At 69.3% G+C, this 17,713-nt stretch carries 16 protein-coding genes; 9 read left to right on the top strand and 7 right to left on the bottom strand.

Features of this window, described 5'->3' with window-relative positions; translation table 11 throughout:
- The first annotated feature begins 82 nt into the window (after nucleotides 1-82).
- Nucleotides 83-694, top strand: a complete 612-nt coding sequence (locus ABD264_RS11255) for a LysE/ArgO family amino acid transporter (RefSeq protein ID WP_486327058.1) — start codon at nucleotides 83-85, stop codon at nucleotides 692-694.
- 1,232 nt (nucleotides 695-1,926) lie between these two features.
- Here the strand turns inward: ABD264_RS11255 and ABD264_RS11245 are convergent.
- The 3 genes from ABD264_RS11245 to ABD264_RS11235 are packed head-to-tail and all read right to left on the bottom strand — an operon-like array spanning nucleotide 1,927 to nucleotide 5,732.
- On the bottom strand, nucleotides 1,927-3,522 hold the full coding sequence (locus ABD264_RS11245) for a dihydrolipoamide acetyltransferase family protein (protein ID WP_290498930.1): 1,596 nt from the start codon (nucleotides 3,520-3,522) through the stop codon (nucleotides 1,927-1,929).
- A gap of 3 nt (nucleotides 3,523-3,525) precedes the next feature.
- Nucleotides 3,526-4,536, bottom strand: coding sequence for an alpha-ketoacid dehydrogenase subunit beta (locus ABD264_RS11240; RefSeq protein WP_344206105.1), 1,011 nt, complete (start codon nucleotides 4,534-4,536; stop codon nucleotides 3,526-3,528).
- Nucleotides 4,536-5,732 carry a thiamine pyrophosphate-dependent dehydrogenase E1 component subunit alpha gene (locus tag ABD264_RS11235; RefSeq protein WP_144943225.1) on the bottom strand — a complete coding sequence of 399 codons (1,197 nt, stop codon included), beginning with the start codon at nucleotides 5,730-5,732 and terminating at the stop codon, nucleotides 4,536-4,538. Before ABD264_RS11235 ends, ABD264_RS11240 begins: the two co-directional genes overlap by 1 nt.
- Nucleotides 5,733-6,089: 357 nt before the next feature.
- Between ABD264_RS11235 and ABD264_RS11230 the strand changes: the two genes are divergently transcribed.
- The 3 genes from ABD264_RS11230 (at nucleotide 6,090) to ABD264_RS11220 (ending at nucleotide 9,034) form a co-directional block, all read left to right on the top strand.
- A complete protein-coding gene (locus tag ABD264_RS11230; protein ID WP_344206102.1) occupies nucleotides 6,090-6,545 on the top strand; it encodes an Lrp/AsnC family transcriptional regulator in 456 nt (151 codons plus the stop codon).
- A 364-nt stretch (nucleotides 6,546-6,909) separates the two neighbouring features.
- Nucleotides 6,910-8,367, top strand: coding sequence for a tryptophan-rich sensory protein (locus ABD264_RS11225; protein WP_145011759.1), 1,458 nt, complete (start codon nucleotides 6,910-6,912; stop codon nucleotides 8,365-8,367).
- A 4-nt stretch (nucleotides 8,368-8,371) separates the two neighbouring features.
- The gene (locus tag ABD264_RS11220; RefSeq protein ID WP_144943228.1) at nucleotides 8,372-9,034 is read left to right on the top strand and encodes a CPBP family intramembrane glutamic endopeptidase; all 663 of its coding nucleotides are present in this window, start codon (nucleotides 8,372-8,374) and stop codon (nucleotides 9,032-9,034) included.
- 153 nt (nucleotides 9,035-9,187) lie between these two features.
- Here ABD264_RS11220 and ABD264_RS11215 read toward each other — a convergent pair whose 3' ends face one another.
- The 3 genes from ABD264_RS11215 to ABD264_RS11205 form a co-directional block, all read right to left on the bottom strand.
- A complete protein-coding gene (locus ABD264_RS11215; protein ID WP_344206098.1) occupies nucleotides 9,188-11,119 on the bottom strand; it encodes a potassium transporter Kup in 1,932 nt (643 codons plus the stop codon).
- A 235-nt stretch (nucleotides 11,120-11,354) separates the two neighbouring features.
- On the bottom strand, nucleotides 11,355-11,684 hold the full coding sequence (locus ABD264_RS11210; RefSeq protein ID WP_344206096.1) for a hypothetical protein: 330 nt from the start codon (nucleotides 11,682-11,684) through the stop codon (nucleotides 11,355-11,357).
- A 30-nt stretch (nucleotides 11,685-11,714) separates the two neighbouring features.
- On the bottom strand, nucleotides 11,715-11,843 hold the full coding sequence (locus ABD264_RS11205; protein ID WP_186366759.1) for a TMEM175 family protein: 129 nt from the start codon (nucleotides 11,841-11,843) through the stop codon (nucleotides 11,715-11,717).
- A 34-nt stretch (nucleotides 11,844-11,877) separates the two neighbouring features.
- Here ABD264_RS11205 and ABD264_RS11200 point away from each other — a divergent pair, with 34 nt between their 5' ends.
- Nucleotides 11,878-12,471 carry a CPBP family intramembrane glutamic endopeptidase gene (locus ABD264_RS11200; protein ID WP_238693968.1) on the top strand — a complete coding sequence of 198 codons (594 nt, stop codon included), beginning with the start codon at nucleotides 11,878-11,880 and terminating at the stop codon, nucleotides 12,469-12,471.
- A gap of 16 nt (nucleotides 12,472-12,487) precedes the next feature.
- Here the strand turns inward: ABD264_RS11200 and ABD264_RS11195 are convergent, their stop codons facing one another.
- Nucleotides 12,488-13,168 (bottom strand): TetR/AcrR family transcriptional regulator, encoded by a 681-nt coding sequence (locus ABD264_RS11195; RefSeq protein ID WP_344206093.1) that lies wholly within the window; start codon nucleotides 13,166-13,168, stop codon nucleotides 12,488-12,490.
- A 94-nt stretch (nucleotides 13,169-13,262) separates the two neighbouring features.
- Between ABD264_RS11195 and ABD264_RS11190 the strand changes: the two genes are divergently transcribed.
- The 4 genes from ABD264_RS11190 (at nucleotide 13,263) to ABD264_RS11175 (ending at nucleotide 17,712) form a co-directional block, all read left to right on the top strand.
- Complete coding sequence (locus tag ABD264_RS11190) at nucleotides 13,263-14,843, top strand: DUF3533 domain-containing protein (RefSeq protein WP_344206091.1); 1,581 nt, start codon at nucleotides 13,263-13,265, stop codon at nucleotides 14,841-14,843.
- 70 nt (nucleotides 14,844-14,913) lie between these two features.
- Entirely contained in the window at nucleotides 14,914-15,390 is a 477-nt protein-coding gene (locus ABD264_RS11185; RefSeq protein ID WP_144943233.1) for a DUF4870 domain-containing protein, read from the top strand.
- A 367-nt stretch (nucleotides 15,391-15,757) separates the two neighbouring features.
- Nucleotides 15,758-16,909 carry an NRAMP family divalent metal transporter gene (locus ABD264_RS11180; protein WP_425554331.1) on the top strand — a complete coding sequence of 384 codons (1,152 nt, stop codon included), beginning with the start codon at nucleotides 15,758-15,760 and terminating at the stop codon, nucleotides 16,907-16,909.
- A complete protein-coding gene (locus ABD264_RS11175; protein WP_425554329.1) occupies nucleotides 16,900-17,712 on the top strand; it encodes a putative hydro-lyase in 813 nt (270 codons plus the stop codon). The genes ABD264_RS11180 and ABD264_RS11175 overlap by 10 nt, the downstream gene beginning before the upstream one ends.
- Nucleotide 17,713: the final 1 nt, after the last annotated feature.

Genomic DNA, 17,713 nt, shown 5'->3' with positions numbered 1-17,713 from the left:
ATCATTTCGCCGGAAACTATACCCACGTCGCGCCATGTGAGGGGCCGAATGTCGGCAATGTCACGCCCACCTGTACATTGCTCTGGTGACTTCTGCGTTCCTTCCCGGACTGGTGACCGGGCTCGCCCTCATCGTGGCGATCGGCGCCCAGAACGCGTTCGTGCTGCGCCAGGGGATCCGCCGCGAGCACCTGGGCGTGGTGGTGGGCATCTGCATCGTCTCGGACATCTTCCTGATCGGTCTGGGGACCGCCGGGATCGGCTTCCTCATCGACCGCGTGCCCTGGCTGCTGAACATCTTCCGCTGGGCCGGGGTGGTCTACCTCCTGGTCTTCGCGGTCACCTCCTTCCGCTCGGCTCTCAAGCCGCAGGCCATGGACGTCTCGGGCGACGACGCCGGGTCGTTGCGTCGCGCAGTCCTCGCCACCCTGGCGTTCACGTGGCTCAACCCGCACGCCTACCTGGACGCGGTGCTGATCCTGGGGAACCTGGCCAACCAGCACGGTGAGCAGCGCTGGATCTTCGCCGGGGGCGCGTTCGCCGGCTCGGTCATCTGGTTCACCGCACTGGGCGCGGGGGCCCGGGCGCTGTCGCACGTGCTGAACACCCCGCTCACCTGGCGCATCGTGGACGCCCTGGTGGGCGTGGTGATGGTGTTCATCGCGATCCAGCTGGCGCTGATGCCCGCCGTCTGATCCGGGCACCGCCCCGGCGGCTGGTGTGCTGGAATGGAGGCATGACTCCCACCTCCTCCTACACCAGCAGCGGCACCGGGCGCAGGTCCCAGGAGTTCACACCGGCCACGGCCCTGCGAGGGTTCCTCTCGCACTCGGGCCGCAAGGCCGCCGAGCTGAGCCCCGGCTATGAGCGCGTGTGGGAGCACATCGCCCAGATCACGGATGCGGGCCGGGGGCTGCAGCAGGAGCTGGTCATGACCTCTGTGGAGGCCTACCCCGCGCGCCCCACCCGCCCCGTGCTCAACGCCGTGGCCGCCTCCTTCGAGCTGCTGCACACCGCCATCGTGCTGCGCGCCGACGCTGGCGGCCTTCGCGGAATGGCCCGCGCGGCGCAGGCAGCCGACGGCGCGACGTCGGGCTCCGCGTGGCAGGACGACGACGCCGCGGCGCAGGGGCACACGAACTCCGCCCTGGGGGCCGCGGAGGGGGCCGCCGGGAGCGACCCTGCTGGGTGGGCAGACCGTGACGGTTCCCGCGCGGACCTCACATCGGCGGCCGGTGACCTCGCGCTCACGGGCGCCTACCGGCTCATCGCCACCTCCCGGGCGCCGGAGACGCGCATGCTGCGTCTGCTCGAAATCCTCGACGAGTCCGTGTTCCACGCCGCGGCGGGCGAGCGGCTCGTGGCTCAGGTGGCCCGGCGCACCCAGCCCGTTCCGCACGACAAGGCCCTGGACGCCATCCGGCTGGCCATCGCGGTGCCCTGCTACGAGGCGCCCCTCCGCGCGGGCGCCGTCCTGGGTGGGGCCCCCACCGCGCACGTCACCGCCCTGGCGACCATCGGGCGCTCCCTGGGTGTGGCCCACCAGCTCACCGGTGAGCTGCGCGCGGCCGCCGGCTCCCCTGACGCTGCGGGTGAAGCGGGCTCCGCGGGCGCGTCCCCCGTGCTGACCCCGGACCGCTGCACGGTTGCGGGGGTCCTCGTGGAGGCGGGTGACTATGCTGCGGAGTGGCAGGCGCTGCGAGAGCGGGCGGTGCGGCAGCCGCTGGGGGACGACGACGTCGCCCATGCCCGCGACCTCCTCGACCGCTCCGGTGCGGCCCGCTCGGTGGCCCGCATGGTGGACACCGCCGTCCGCCGTGCAAAGGACACCATGGCCGCCACGGACCTGCCGCCCGCCCTGGCGCAGAGNGCCCGGGCCGAAGCCCGGCCTCCGTCGTGATTCTCACCGGCAAACACCGTAAGGGCGTCAAATCTGCGTGAGCGCCCCCACGGGGTTCTCGATGCAGTCGGCCACGAAGCGGATGAAGCCGCCAGCCGCGCCGCCGTCGCACACGCGGTGGTCGAACGCGATGGTGATGGTCGTGACCTTGCGGACCGCGAGTTCACCGTTCACGACCCATGGCTTGTCGATGATCCGCCCGATGCCAAGGATCGCGGACTCCGGGTGGTTGATGATCGGGGTGGCCCCGTCCGTGCCGAAGACGCCGTAGTTGTTCAGCGTGAACGTGGAACCGCTCAGCTGGGCCGGACTGGCCTTTCCGCAGCGGGCCACGTCGATCACTTCGCGCATGGCGGTGGTGAGCTCCACGGCGCTGAGCCGGTCCGCGTTGCGCAGGTTGGGAACCATGAGCCCACGCTCGGACTCCACCGCGAGCCCCAGGTTCACGCCGTCGAAGCGCGCGATGCTCCGCGAGCCGTCCTCGGCGGTGTCCAGGCGGGTGTTCAGCTGCGGGTACTTGCGCAGCCCGGCGAGGGTGAACCGGGCGATCAGCGCTAGCAAGCTCGGCGTGTTCTGCGGATCCTTCGCCTTCAGCTCCGCGCGCAGGCTCAGCAGCTCGGTGGCGTCCACGTCCACCCACACGGTGGCCTCGGGGATCTCCGTGCGCGAGCGGGTCATGGCATCCGCGATGTGCTTGCGCACGCCCTTGACAGGTTCGCGGGCGGCCAGAGGCAGCCCGGTGCGTGCGTCCACACCCTGGGATGACGCCGCGGCACCGGCTCCCGCGCTCGACCCACCGCGGGTGGGTCCATCCTGCGCGGGGCCACCCTGGCCCGGAGCACCCTGCATAGGCAGCACGGGCGCACCCGTTGCGGCGGGGCCCGGGGCTACCGGGCCGGGGGTAGCCAGACCCGTGGGAGCCGGCCCGGCGGCGTCGGCGCGCATCCGCTGGTCCTCAACCTGCTCGATCGCGGCGAGGACGTCCCGGCGCATGATGAGCCCACCCGGGCCGCTGCCCTGGACGGTGGCGACGTCCACGCCGTGCTCGCGCGCGAGCTTGCGCACGAGCGGCGAGATCACGGACGGCGCGAGCCGGCGGGACTCGGTGAGCGTGTCGTGGGTGTGCGCGGCGGCCCCCGTGGGAGCGGCGCCGGTGGTCCCGGCGACGGCACCGTGCCTGCGGCGGCGTCGTCGGGATGCGGACGCTGCGGAGGTGCCGTAGCCGATCAGCACGTTCCCGGAGGACTCCTCGGCCTCGTCCACGGCCTCCTCGGCGGAGGGTGTGGTTCCGGCGAGCTCTTCCTCGCGGTAGCTCGCGGCGTGCTCGGCACCCGGGGCATCCGCGTCGGATCCGGTCCCGGCGGAGGAATCGGGGGCCTCCACGCCGTCGGAGACGGAGATCAGCGGCTGACCCACGAGCATGGTGTCGCCCTCGGCGCCGTGCAGCGTGTGGACCACGCCCTCGAACGGGGTGGGCACCTCCACGGCGGACTTGGCGGTCTCCACCTCCACGATGGGCTGGTCCATGGTGACGGTGTCACCCTCGGCCACGAGCCAGCGGAGAATGTCCGCCTCGGTGAGCCCTTCGCCCAGATCGGGCAGGTTGAACACATTGATGCTCACGGGTCAGTCCTCCCACTGCAGGTCGTCCAGGGCATCCAGGATGCGCTCGGAACTCGGGATGTGGTGGTGCTCGAAGGACGGCGAGGGGTAGGGGATGTCGAATCCCGTCACCCGCAGCACCGGCGCGGCGAGCGAGTGGAAGCAGCGCTCCTGGGTGCGCGCGGCGATCTCCGACGCCACGGATGCGAAGCCCTGGGACTCGGCCACCACCACGGCCCGCCCGGTGCGGCGCACGGACGCGGCCACGGTCCCGTCGTCGTAGGGAACCACGGAACCGAGGTCGATGACCTCCACGGACATGCCGTCCTTCGCGGCCTCCTCGGCCGCGGCCAGGCACACCGGCACGGACGGGCCGTAAGAAATCAGGGTCGCGTCGGATCCCTCACGGGCGACGACGGCGTGGCCCTCGCGCCGCGGCAGGCTCCCGTTCTCGTACTGCTCGCGCAGCTCGTCCAGGTCCACCTGCGCGGTGGACCAGTACAACCGCTTGGGCTCGAAGAACACCACGGGATCCGGGGAGTCGATGGCCTCGCGCAGCATCACGTAGGCGTCCCGCACGGAGGCGGGGGTGAAAACCTTCAGGCCCGGGGTGTGCGCGTAGTAGGACTCGGAGGAGTCGCAGTGGTGCTCCACGCCGCCCACGCCGCCTCCGTAGGGGATGCGGATGACCAGGGGCATGGTGAGCCTGCCACGGGTACGGTTGTGCATCTTGGCCACGTGGGAGGCCACCTGCTCGAACGCGGGGTACGCGAACGCGTCGAACTGCATCTCCGCGACCGTGCGCATGCCGTTCATGGCCATGCCCACCGCGGTGCCGATGATCCCGGACTCCGCGAGGGGTGTGTCGAAGCACCGCTCACGGCCGAAGCGGGCGGTCAGGCCGTCGGTGATGCGGAAGACGCCGCCAAGCGTCCCCACGTCCTCACCGAAGACCACGACCTCACGAGAGGCCTCCATGGCGTCCGCGAGTGCGGTGTTCAGGGCCTTGGCGAAACTGACCTTCGAAGCGCTCATCACGCCTCCTCTCGCGAGAGCTCGTCCGCGAGCTGCTCAGCCTGCTCACGCAGCTGCGGCGTGGGCTCGTGGTAGACGAAACGGAACAGGTCCTGGGGGTCCAGCTCCGGTTTGTGGGCCATGGCCTCGCGCAGCCGCTTGGCCATCGCCTCGGCGTGCTCGGAGATCCGCTCGGAGGCGGCATCGTCCAGTGCGCCCTGGCCCGTGAGGTAGTGCTGCATGCGGGTGATCGGGTCCTTGGCCACCCACTCGGCGACCTCGTCGCGCTCGCGGTAGCGCGTGTCGTCGTCCGCGTTGGTGTGCGCCTGCATGCGGTAGGTCATGGCCTCCACCAGCAGCGGCCCACCGCCCTGGCGGCACAGCTCGATGCCGCGTCCCAGCACGGAGAGCAGCGCGGCGAGGTCGTTGCCGTCCACGCGCTCGCTCGCCATGCCGTAGCCCACGCCCTTGTGTGCCAGGGACGGCGCGCGGGTCTGCGAGGACAGGGGTACGGAGATCGCGTAGCCGTTGTTCTGCACCAGGAAGAGCACGGGCAGCTGGAAGACCGCCGCGAAGTTCAGGGCCTCGTGGAAGTCCCCCTCCGACGTCGCCCCGTCACCGCACATGGCCAGGGCCACCGTGTCTTCACCGCGCAGCTTGGCGGCGTGGGCCACGCCCACCGCATGCAGCAGCTGTGTGGTCAGCGGAGTGGCCTGGACGGAGACCTTGTACTTGCGGGGGTCGTAACCGCCGTGCCAGTCCCCGCGGTAGGTGCTCATGACCTCCAGTGGATCCACACCGCGGGACATCACAGCCACGGAGTCGCGGTAGGTGGGGAACAGCCAATCGTCGTCCTCGAGGCACAGGGCAGCGGCCACCTGGCACGCCTCCTGGCCGTGGCTGGACGGGTAGACCGCCATGCGGCCCTGGCGTACGAGCGCCATGTTCTGGTCGTTGATGCGCCGGCCCACCACGAGCTTCTCGTAGGCGTCCAGCAGGCGGGAGTCCTCCGGCATGGGGTACTCGTGGCCGGGCTCCTGACCCTGCTCGGACTCCGGGACCGCGCTGCCGTCGGGGTTCAGCAGCCGGATCTCGCTGCTCGCGGGGAGCATGTACTGCTCGGGGGTGATCCCGAAGTTCTTCGAGGCCTCCACCGCGGGGTTCACGGGGGACTTCTCCCGGACGGCGGGTTCGCCGGCGGGGGTGGGCTCGCTCATGGTGCGTCCCTTTCTTCTCTGGCTGGAACTCGGTGGTGTCCACGGCGGACCGGGCACCGCAGGGCTCTGGTGGGGCGGCGGTACCGGGTTCGGGCCGGGCACGTCGTCCGGCCAGTATGGGCAATCGGAGCGCTCCGTCTCCACGGCAGGGGGAAACTGTGGACAAATTGCTCCGTCGAGCCTCAATCGTGGACAATGTGTGGTGACGTGAGCCACGTCATGCTGCTTTGTCCGGTACATCACAGCACTGTGGCGGGGGAGGGGCGATCCGGCGTCCCGAAACCCTGCACGCGGCGGCACGAACGGGCGCCGTGGCGTCGTCGTCCCTGCCCGACCCCACAGCCAGGAGGAGTCCACATGCCCGAGACCAGGCGCCCGGTGCTGGACGAGACGGACCGACGGATCCTGGGTGAGCTGACCCGGGACGCCCGGCAGTCCGTCACGGCGCTCGCCGCGACCGTCCACATCTCCCGCGCGCACGCCTACGACCGGATCCGCCGGCTCCACGAGCAGGGTGTGATTCTGCGCTACACCGCCGTGATCGACCCGGCCAGGGCGGGGCTTGAGGCGTCCGCGTACGTGACCCTGCGACTGAAGCAGAACACGTGGGCCACCCTGGAGGCCAAGCTGCGCGAGATCCCCCAAGTCCAGCACATCGCCCTGGTGGGCGGGACATTCGACGTGATGCTGCTCGTGCGGGCTCGCGGCAACGCGGAGCTGCGGGACGTGATCTTCGAGCGGATCCAACCCATGCCGGAAGTCGTCGACACCCAGACGTTCCTGATCTTCGAGGACGTGGACGTCCGCGGGTGACGGGCCCGGCACTGGGTGTCCGGGGTGGTGAGTTCCGGCCGTGTGCTGAACATCGAGGCACGGTGAAGCCACACGGCGCACTCTGAGTCATCTCCGAGCCACTTTCAGGGGTGATGTGTGGCTTCCGCGTGCCTCGGAATGCATCCGGTGGCCGGAACGTGCCTCAATGCGTAGCCGGTGGACTGAAGTCGCCCGAGCCTGCACCGACCGGGTGACCGGAACTCACCCCACCGCAGGCTGCGCGGTCCGGACTCGTCGCGGTCCGCGCCCACCCCTCTCGCGGCGTCGGATGCTCAGCATACGATCGACATGGATGGGGTGGCCGCCGCGGTCATCCACGGATCGTTCACGGTTGGGAGTTCGCATGACTGAGATCGCACGGCTCGCCCTGGTCACGGGAGCCACGGGATACATCGGCGGCCAGGTGGCCCAGGAACTGTTGCAGCGGGGGTGGCGGGTGCGCCTGCTCAGCCGCAGCGCGGAGAAGGTGCGAGACCTCCCCTGGGGGGACGCCGTTGTCCCCGATGGGCAGAGCGCCGAACCCGGCCGCGCGGAAGTGGTGGAGGGGGACGCCTCGGACGCGAGCGACGTCGCCCGCGCACTGAAGGACGTGGACGTTGCGTGGTACCTGCTGCACTCCATGGGCGACTCCGAGAACTTCGTACAGGAAGAAGTGGAGATGGCGGAGACGTTCGCGCGGGCCGCCCACGACGCCCATGTGCAGCGGATCGTCTACCTGGGGGGACTGCACCCCACGGACGAGCCGGTCGAGCAACTGTCCGATCACCTGCGTTCGCGCGTGGAGGTGGGGCAGGCGCTCATGGACTCCGGGGTGCCCACTGCGGCGCTGCAGACGGGTGTGGTGATCGGGGACGAGTCCTCGTCCTTCATCATGATCCGTCACCTCTCCGAGCGACTGCCGGGTGCGATCGCCCCCAAGTGGGTGCGCAACCGGATCCAGCCGATCGCCGTGGCGGATGTGGTGCACTACCTCGCGGGGGCGGCGGACCTGCCGTCGGACGTGAACCGCACGTTCGACGTGGGCGGTCCGGACGCCATCGAGTACGCGGACATGCTGGACCAGTACGCCCGGGCCGTGGGCAAGGGTGGGCGGTTCATGCTCACCGCGCCCGTAACCACCGCGAACCTCGCGGCGCGCTGGATCGGGCTCATGACCCCCGTCAAGACCAAGCTCGTGCGGCCGCTGATCGGCAGCCTCCAGCACGACACAGTGCTGCACGAACGGGACCTGGACGACTACATCGGCGCCCCGAAGGGTGGTCACACCCCCTTCGCGGATGCCGTGCGCACCGCCGTGAAGAACGAGGACCTCGGCCGGTGGCGCCGCGTCTTCCTGACCACGGCGGGGGCCGTGACGGCCACGGCGGTGGTCGGTTCCCTGGCGACCGATCCCAATTCGCGCTGGTACAAGACGCTGCGCAAGCCCTCGTTCCAGCCCCCGGCCTGGCTGTTCCCCGTGGCATGGACGGTTCTGTACGCGGACATCGCCGCGGTGGGGGCCCTGTCCATCGCGGACCTCGGGGAGAGGAAGGAGGAGAAGAAGAAGCGCGCCTACATCGCCGCGCTCGCGACCAACCTGGTGCTCAACGCCGGGTGGAGCATCCTATTCTTCCACCGCAAGCAGCTCACCGCGTCCTCCGTGGAGTCTGTCCTGTTGACACTCAGCAGCGCGGACCTCGTGCGCCGTAGTGCAAAGGTGTCCCCCGAGAAGGGCGCTGTGCTCAGCCCGTACGCGGGCTGGACCGCGTTCGCCGCCGTCCTGACCAACACCCTCCGAGCACTCAATCGGCGCAGGAAGTGATGATGTGAGCGAGTACCGGGTCAGCCCCTACGGGGACGCCACCCAGGCCACGCGTAAGCGCACCGTGTGGGTCGTGATCATCACGGGCCTCCTGGCCGCCGCGGGTCTCGCGTGGTCCCTGCGCATCCCCGCCGGGGACCCGTGGTTCACCCCCGCGACCTTCATCCTCGCGGGGGTGTACATCATGGGCAGTTCGATCGCCGTGCGGATGACGGGGGAGCGCCTGCCCTGGAAGGTCACCCCCAACGGTTTGCGGGACGCGGTGATCGGAGGTCTGCTGCTGGCCGCCCTTTTCATCGCGGGCGGTTTCATGGTGCGGTTCGTGCCGTTCCTGGCCGGGCCCGTCCACGAACTGCTCAACCACGCCCGCGTGGGGAGCTTGTTCATGGTGGCCCTGACCACCGCCGTCAACGGCGTCGCGGAGGAGACCTACTACCGCGGCGCGCTGTGGCGCGTGCTCCCGCGGGGCTGCCGGATCCTTGTGACCACGATCGCCTACACCGCGGTCACCTCCCTGGCCGGCATCCCCCTGCTTGCGCTCGCGGCCGCCGCGCTCGGAGCATTCGTGGGGTACCTGCGCGAGCGCACGCGCTCCCTGGTCCCCGGGATCGTGACCCACCTGATCTGGTCGCTCACCATGTTGTTCGTGTTGCCGTTCGTGGTGTGACCGGTCCGTCCGTCTCGCGTTCGCTCGCCCACGGTCGTCCCGCTGCTGCGGAGCTTGCGGGGGCGACGTCGCTGTGGGGCTCTCGCGGTCGACGGCGCGTGCGCGGCAACCACGTGACGACGACGCTGCGGGCCTGCAGCGTCGCCGTCCGTCTCATAGCTCCAACTGCGCCCCGATCATCACCGTGCGCTCGCGCGGGAGGCGGTAGTAGTCGGCGGGGACCGCGGCGTTGTGGCTCATGGCCATGAACAGCAGCTTGAACGGTTTGCGCATGCCCCGGTAGCGGCCCGCGTCCAGGAGGGTGAGCTCGGAGACGAAGTAGCGGGCGGTGTCCGGGTCGATGTCCACCCCGTGATCGCGGGCGATCCGCAGGCCGGCGGGGACGTCCGGGTCGTCCAGGAATCCGAAGTGCAGGGTCAACTGGGTGATGTGATCGGAGTCCGCGCCCGTACGGTCCACCGTGACCGTGTCCTGCGGTGCCACGTGCGGGACGTAGGCGGGAACCGTGCGCACGATGAACACCTTTTCGTGGATGACCCGGTTGAACCGCGCGTTCTCGCTCAGCGCGAGGGGGGTGGAGACCGTGTTGGGGTGCAGGTAGACCGCGGTCCCGGGGACCTCGTTGAGGTGGCCGTTGCGGGCGCGGCGGATGAAGTCGGTGAGCGGGCCTTCCACGTCACTCTGGTAGGCCATCACGATCCGGCGGCCCTTGCGCCACGTGAGCATGCTCGCGCCCATGATCCCCGCGATCGCAAGGGGGAGCCAGCCGCCGTGGAAGAGCTTCACGGTGTTGGCGGCGAAGAGCAGCCCCTCGACCACGTAGAGCACCGTGCCGAGCGCGATCAGCCGCCACAGGGGCCAGCGCAGTTTGGTGTGTGCATAGACCAGGAACAGCGTGGTGGTCAGCAAGAACGTGCCCGTCACGGCCAACCCGTAGGCGATCGCAAGCCGCTCGGAGCTGCGGAAGACCACCAGCAGGACGAGCACCCCGATGAACAGGGCCCAGTTCACGCTGGGGATGTAGATCTGCCCTTCCTCGTGCTGACCCGTGTGACGCACGGTCATGTGGGGGAGGTAGCCCAGCCGCTCGGCCTGCCGTGCGGCGGAGAACGCCCCGGAGATCACGGACTGGGAGGCGATCACGGTGGCCATGGTGGCCAGTATGACCAGGGGCAGGCGCGCCCACCCCGGGGCCAGCAGGTAGAAGGAGTCGTTCACCGTCTCGGGGTGGCCCAGGATGAGCGAGCCCTGACCCATGTAGTTGAGCAGCAGGCTCGGGAAGACCAGGAAGAACCACGCCTGGTTGATGGGTTTGCGGCCGAAGTGGCCCATATCCGCGTAGAGCGCTTCCGCACCGGTCACGCACAGGACCACCGCGCCGCCGGCCACGAACGCGATCCCGGGGTGTTCCACGATGAACGCCACGGCGTATGTGGGGGACACCGCCTTGAGGATGTGGGGATCCCGCACCACCTGGATCGCGCCCAATACCGCGATCATCACGAACCACACGACCATGACCGGGCCGAACGCCTTGCCCACCAGGTCCGTGCCCTTGTGCTGGGTCAAGAACAATGTGGTGATGATCACCGCGCCCAGCGGCACCACGTACGCTGCCAGGCCGGGATGCACCAGTTCCAGACCCTCCACCGCGGACATCACGGACACCGCCGGGGTGATCACACTGTCCCCGAAGAACAGGGCTGCACCGATCACTCCCAGCATCATGATGAGGCCCCACCGCTTGGCCCGGGTGGGGACTCCCTTGCGGGTCAGTGCGGCCAGGGAGAGCACACCGCCCTCGCCGTCGTTGTCCGCCTGCATGACCACCATGACGTACTTGAGGGTCACGATCAGGGCGAGCACCCAGAAGAAGCACGAAGTCACACCGTAGACATCCACGGGATTGGCCTGGACCACCCCGCCGTCCACCGTGAACACGGTCTTGACGGAGTACAGGGGACTCGTGCCGATGTCACCGAACACCACTCCCAACGCGCCCAGTGTGAGGGCACCGCGTTTGTGCGGGGTTTGCGTCTCTGTCTTCGTGGCTTCCGCGACGGAGGTGGTTGCCGTACCAGACACGCTGCTGTCCTTCGATCCCGAGTTCCCGGTCCGGGTGCACGGGCGCGCCTCGGAACCGAGCTGCGCACTCCGTGCTGCGGGTGTGTACATGATGCTCCCGCCCCGGGTGGGGGTCAAGGGTGGGAACCTGTGTGATTCCTGGCGGTGGTCGAGGGGTGCATGCGGTCGGTTCGGGCCGCGCTGCTAACCATGAAGGGGTGCCTGCGGCGCCGGACCCGCGGCCGGATCACGGCCCCTACCTCCCGTGAGCCGAGGCGTTCAGGTCGTGTTCGATCCGCCGGTCGGGGATCAACCAGAGGACCGCCACGATCACGTAGAACGCGACACCCACGTCGATCAGGATCCCGCCGTGATTCTCTCCCAGCAGTGCGCAGGCCACCCCGGCGAAATGGAGGACCAGGGAGATCCTCCCCTTCCGATCCTTGCCCAGCACCCGTTTCAGGGTCGAGTCCGGCCCCTGGGCCCGGATGATGGCGGCCGGCACGACGACGTACGCGAGCGCCGCGCCCAGCAGAGTGATCCCGTAGACCACTACGGGAGTGCGCGCCAAGCTGCTGTCGTCCATCCACGCGGTACTGAACGGCAGCAGGGACAGTCAGAACAACGGGTGGAAGTTCGCCCAGAGCACCGCGTCGTTGATGTTTTCGGTGGCCTGGAAAATGTGGTGATGGTTGTTCCAGTAGATCCCGATGTACACGAAGCTCAGCACGTAAGTCGGGGACACCACCGCCGCCACCCGCCTGCGCACCGTGTGGGTGGTGGTGGCCACCGGTGTCGTGGCCGCCGCATGCCTCGCGTGGTCCCTGCGTATTCCCGCGGGGGACCAGTGGTTCTACCCCGCCACGTTCATACTCGCCGCGGTATACATCATCGGCAGCTCCACAGCGGTGCGCATGACCGGTGAGCGCCTTCCCTGGGCGGTGACGCCCCGCGGCCTGTGCTACGCCGTGCTCGGCGGGCTCGGCCTTGCCGTCCTCTTCGTGGCGGGCGGGTTCATGGTCCGTTTCCTGCCGACGCTGGCAGGGTCGGTGCACGAGCTGCTCGACCACGCCCGCGTGGGGAGTCTGGTGGTGACGGCGCTGACGACCACCGTGAACGGGGTGGCGGAGGAGACCTACTACCGCGGCGCCCTGTGGCGGGTGCTGCCCCGCGGTCGGCGGATCCTCGTGACCACCGTGGCCTACACCCTCGTGACCTCGCTCGCGGGCATCCTGCTGCTCGCTCTCGCCGCTGCCGCGCTCGGCGCGCTCGTGGGCTGGCTGCGCGAGCGAACGCGCTCACTCCTGCCGTGCGTCGTCGCGCACCTGATCTGGTCCCTGACCATGCTCTTCGTCCTGCCGTCCGTGGTATGACCCCGGGCGTTCGGGCTCAGGCCGGGCGCGTGAAGGCGAGCCAGATGGTGGGGATCACCCGCTGCGCCCCGCGCCCGGTGGTGCCCATGGCCATCTGGTCCGTGAGCTGCCCCGAGTAGCTGGTGACCAGGATCCGGGCCATCTCGGCGGCCGGGACCATGAGGGTGAGGTGCTGGCTGCGCGCTACGCGGCCCAGCGCGTTCTCGATGGCCGCGTAGATACGCTCCCGGACGGGTGCGACCGCCGCGCGGGCTTCGGGGGAGCGGAACGCCGCGAGGAACAGCTCCATGCGCAGGGCCTGCTGCTGCACGTTGGCCACCGAGTCCGTGACGCCCTCGATGATGCGCGTGACCACCTCACCCACCTCCAGACCGGAGTCCAGCCACTGATCCAGTTCGGAGTCGAGCGTCTCGATCAGCTGAGTGGCGAGGTCGTCGAACGCGAGGACGGCGAGTTCGTGCTTGGTCTCGAAGTTCGAGTAGAAGGCGCCCCGGGTGAAACCGGCAGCGGCGCACAGGTCGCTGATCGAGGCGCCGTCGATCCCCTGCTCCGCGAAGACCGCGGGGGCAGAGCGGATCAGTTTCAGGCGGGTTGCGGAGCGGGAGCGCCTGTCGGGGGAGGACGCCTCTCCGGGCGGCGTGGTGCCCCTCCCGGGTTCGGCACCGGCCACGTATTCTGCTTCTGTCTGATTGCTCACGGTTCCATCGCCTCGTCGTGACTACTGGATACATGAGTGTATCGTGTCTCCAGAACTCTATGCACTCGTGCATTCCTCGCTTACAGGAGAAACTGTGTCACCCAAGCACGCACCCGCCAACAGCTTCCGGGCCCGGCTCGGCAAGCCCTTCGCTCAACCCCTCTTCTGGCTGCTCCCCATGCTCGCGATCCTCGCGGTGGGGGTTGTCGGCACCGCCCTGTACCTGGGTGGTCTGTCGAACCCCGAGAAGCACTTCAAGGACTTCCCGATCGCGGTCATCAACCAGGACAAGGGGGCAGAGGTCGCGCAGGCGGACGGCAAGACCAAGGAGCAGAACCTCGGCACCGACCTCGTCAGCGAGTTCGCGGACAAGGCGGCCGAGGACGACAAGATCGACCTGCGCCAGCTCACCTGGGACGAAGCTCAGGAGCAGCTGGGCCGCGGCGAGCTCTACGCCGCCGTCGTCATTCCGGACAGCTTCTCCGAGGACACCGTGGGACTGGTCGAGGGCTCGCTGACCAACGGCAACGCCGCCCGTCCTCAGGTCACCGTCTACACGGACCCGCAGGCGGGTTCGCTGGGCACCCGCCTGGCGACGAGCGCCGTCGAGCCCGGGGTGCAGCAGGCCAGCAAGAAGGTGGGAGAGCAGCTCACCGCCTCCATCGAACCCGCCGAGCAGCAGGCCTACAACAAGGTGCTGCAGCAGCTGCAGGAGAGCCAGCAGGCCCAGCAGCAGCAGCTCTCGCGCTCCGCCGCGCAGGGTGGTCCCGCCGTGCAGCAGTTCGCTCAGCAGGTCCAGCAGGCCCAGCAGGCTTCCGTGGAGCAGATCGCCAAGGAACTCTCCCCCACGGTCAGCTCGGTGGCGAAGGACACCCTCGCGGATCCCGTGCAGATGGTCTCCGAGCCCTACCACGACCTCGAGGAGGGCACGGCCCTGGGTATGGGTGCGTTCTACTACTCGATCCTCCTTCTCGTCGTCGGCTTCTCCGGCTCCGTGGCACTGAACCTGCTGATGGACGGCCGCATGGGCATGTCCCCGTTCGAGATGGGCCCCTTCTTCAAGGACTACCCCCGCGCCGTGCTGCCTCGCCCCGTGGGCTTCCTCATGAAGTGGCTGACGTTCGTGGTCGCCGCAGCCCCGACCTCCGCGCTGATGATGACGGTGGCGTCCGGGGTCGGCATGCCGGTTCCGAACGGTTTCCTGGTGTTCCTGCTCGGGTGGCTGGCGATGTCTGTGGTCTCGGCCATCGTGCTGGCGCTGATCTCGGTGGGCGGCAGCGTGGGCATGCTGCTGTGCCTGATCTACCTGGTGTTCATGGGTCTGCCCTCGGCCGGCGCCGTGGTGCCGCTGCAGGCGGTCCCGGAATTCTTCCGCGGCATCGCCCCCGTCGAGCCGCTGCACCACATCTTCACCTCGATCCGCGCGTCCCTGTACTTCGACGCCGATCCCCAGGCGGGTCTGACCTCCGGCCTGGTGGGCCTGTTCGTGATGCTGGTGGTCGCGCTCGTGGTGGGTCTGCTCGGGGGGTGGCTGTACGACCGTTTCGCCGGACTGCGCGGCGGCGACGGCCCGGGCAAGCACAGCGCAGAGGAGGACGCGCACGCTGCTTCCGGGGAGCGGCACCACCGCAAGAGTGCGGATAACCCCCCTGCCCACAAGGGCGCGCACGCCTAGGCTGGAGGCACGCACCGAACCCCGCCCCGGGGCACGTCACGACGGGGCGGAAGATCCCAGGGAGAAGAAGATGAGCTACGAACCGCAGCAACCGCGCCCCGACTACCGTTCCGACGGCGGGTATGGGTCCGGGCGCCCGGATCCCCGCTCGGCGCAGTACCAGGGGGATCCCCGCACGGGTTCATCGGGTCCGCAGGACGACGAGAAGACCGTCGCCATCCTGACCCACCTCTCGGGGCCCATCGCGGCGATCGTGTCCGTGGGATGGCTCGGTTTTCTGGGGCCGCTGATCGTGTGGTTCATCTACAAGGACAAGAGCCCGTTCCTGCGTGCGGCCTCCGCCGGGGCGTTCAACTTCAACGTGACGCTCTGGCTCCTCAACGTGGTGGGCTGGATCTGCATCCTCACGTTCATCCTGATCCCGGTGGGCATCGTGCTGATCGCCGCGTACTGGATCATGCTGCTCGTGTGTCACATCATGGCGGCCGTGAAGGCCAGCCGCGGTGAGGTCTACCGCTACCCGATGCAGCTGCCCATCCTGCACTGATCCGACGACGACGACGCCGTCCGGCCGCCCTCGCGCGCCGGCTGCGGTGCGCTAGACAACGCCACCCCGGCACGGAACCCTCCGCGCCGGGGTGGCGTTCTTCGTGCTGGGGACATTGTTCAACAATCTATTGGCTGATTGTTGAACAACCTGTAGAGTGCTGATGTCAGCAGCCGTGTGACTCCGCTCACGTGAATCCCTGGAGGGATCGATGTCCTCGTCCGCGTCCCAGCCGCAGCACCACGGCGCTCCTCAACCGAACGACGTCGGGCAGCCACGCGACGTCGCGAACTCCCGAGACTCCCAGGGGCAGCCCGCGCCCGCTGGGCCGAGAGCTAAGGGCCACCGCAGCGCGCTCCTGGGCGCGATGTTCCTCATGGCCACGAGCGCCATCGGCCCCGGCTTCATCACCCAGACCACGGTGTTCACGGTGCAGCTGGGTGCAGCCTTTGCATTCGCCATCCTGCTGTCCATCCTGGTGGACATCGCGGTCCAGCTGAACGTGTGGCGGGTCATCGGGGTCTCGGGCCTTCGCGCGCAGGAGCTTGCCAACAGCGTCCTACCCGGTGCCGGATACGTGCTCGCCGCGCTCGTGTTCCTGGGCGGTGCGGTGTTCAACATCGGCAACATCGCGGGCACCGGCCTGGGTCTGAACGCAATGCTCGGGCTGGACCCCAAGATCGGAGGCGCGGTGTCCGTGGTGCTGGCCATCCTCATCTTCCTGTCCAAGCGCGCGGGCCTGGCGCTGGACCGGATGGTGGTGCTGCTGGGCGCGGTGATGATCCTGCTCATGCTCTACGTCGCGGTCGTGGCGGCACCTCCCGTGGGGGAGGCGCTGAAGAACACCGTGCTGCCGGAGAAGGTCGACTTCCTGGTGGTCACCACACTGATCGGTGGCACCGTGGGTGGCTACATCACCTACTCGGGTGCGCACCGGATGATCGACTCGGGCGTGAGCGGTGTGGAGAACGTCAACGCCGTCAGCCGCAGCTCCGTGCTGGGCATTCTGGTCACGTGCGTGATGCGTGTGCTGCTGTTCCTCGCGATCTTCGGAGTGGTTGCCGGCGGCGTGACCCTGGCCGGGGACAACATGGCCGCCGAGGCTTTTGGCGCGGCCGCCGGGGAGATTGGCGTGCGGATCTTCGGGGTGGTGCTGTGGGCCGCCGCGCTGACCTCCGTGATCGGGGCGGCGTTCACGTCCATCTCGTTTGTGACCTCCTCCACCGGCAGCACGCGCACCCGCAGCCTGCTCACTGTGGGCTTCATCCTGGTCTGCGCGGTGCTCTACCTGGTGCTCGGCAAGGCGCCGCAGACCCTGCTCGTCTTCGCAGGGGCGTTCAACGGGCTGATCCTCCCGTTCGGCTTCGCGATCCTGCTGTGGGTGGGCTGGCGGCGACGGGACCTGCTGCACGGCTACCGCTACCCCGTGTGGCTGCTGGTCGTGGGGGTGCTCGCGTGGCTGCTCACGGTCTACCTCGCGTGGAACTCGCTGGCCGGTCTCGCGAAGCTGTGGGCGTGATCACCGTGGACGACGCCGCACTGTCCGTTTCCTCGCTCACGCCGGCCCAGGCGCGTGAGCGGTTCCGCGGCGGCGTCGTGCGCCCCACAGCCGGGTGGGCGGCGGGGTGTGCGCAGGCCAACCTGCTCGCCGTGCCGCGGGACTGGGCCTTCGAGGTCCTGCTCTTCGCGCAGCGCAACCCCAAGCCCTGCCCGGTGCTCGGTGTGCTGGACGCGGGGGAGACCGCCGGTCCGCTGGTGCCGGGTGGGGACATCCGTACCGACGTGCCGCAGTACGTGGTCTACGAGCACGGCCGCGAGGTGGCCCGGCCTGCGGATGCGAGGCCGTACTGGCGCGAGGACCTGGTGACGTTCCTGCTGGGCTGCTCGTTCACGTTCGAGGACGCCCTGATGGCCGAGGGGATCCGCATGGCGCACATCGACCAGGGCGTGAACGTCCCCATGTACCGCACGTCCCGGCGCTGCGAACCTGCCGGACGGCTCTCGGGGCCGCTGGTGGTCTCGATGCGCCCGGTGCCCGCGGACCGCGTGGCGGACGCCGTGCGCATCACCTCGCGCTACCCGGTGGTCCACGGTGCCCCGGTGCACGTGGGGGACCCGGCGGGGCTCGGCATCGCGGACCTGACCGCCCCGGACTACGGCGACGCCGTGCGGATCGCTCCCGGCGAGATCCCCGTGTTCTGGGCGTGCGGGGTCACGCCGCAGGCCGCGGTGGTGGAGTCCCGGCCGCCGTTCGCGATCTCTCACGCCCCCGGCCACATGCTCGTCACGGACGCCCGGGACAGCAGCTACCAGGTGCCCTGAG

It is taken from the genome of Kocuria salsicia (assembly GCF_039532055.1).
In the GTDB taxonomy this organism is placed as follows: domain Bacteria; phylum Actinomycetota; class Actinomycetes; order Actinomycetales; family Micrococcaceae; genus Kocuria; species Kocuria salsicia.
Note: the sequence above shows the minus strand (reverse complement) of the source record. Positions and strands in the feature narration are given on the sequence as shown.

Bases quoted from the DNA above. Each gene is read 5' to 3' on its own strand.
- ABD264_RS11240 (WP_344206105.1), bottom strand. From the start codon at position 4,536: ATGAGCGCTTCGAAGGTCAGTTTCGCCAAGGCCCTGAACACCGCACTC.
- ABD264_RS11180 (WP_425554331.1), top strand. From the start codon at position 15,758: ATGTTCCTCATGGCCACGAGCGCCATCGGCCCCGGCTTCATCACCCAG.
- ABD264_RS11235 (WP_144943225.1), bottom strand. From the start codon at position 5,732: ATGAGCGAGCCCACCCCCGCCGGCGAACCCGCCGTCCGGGAGAAGTCC.
- ABD264_RS11210 (WP_344206096.1), bottom strand. From the start codon at position 11,684: ATGGACGACAGCAGCTTGGCGCGCACTCCCGTAGTGGTCTACGGGATC.
- ABD264_RS11225 (WP_145011759.1), top strand. From the start codon at position 6,910: ATGACTGAGATCGCACGGCTCGCCCTGGTCACGGGAGCCACGGGATAC.
- ABD264_RS11185 (WP_144943233.1), top strand. From the start codon at position 14,914: ATGAGCTACGAACCGCAGCAACCGCGCCCCGACTACCGTTCCGACGGC.
- ABD264_RS11230 (WP_344206102.1), top strand. From the start codon at position 6,090: ATGCCCGAGACCAGGCGCCCGGTGCTGGACGAGACGGACCGACGGATC.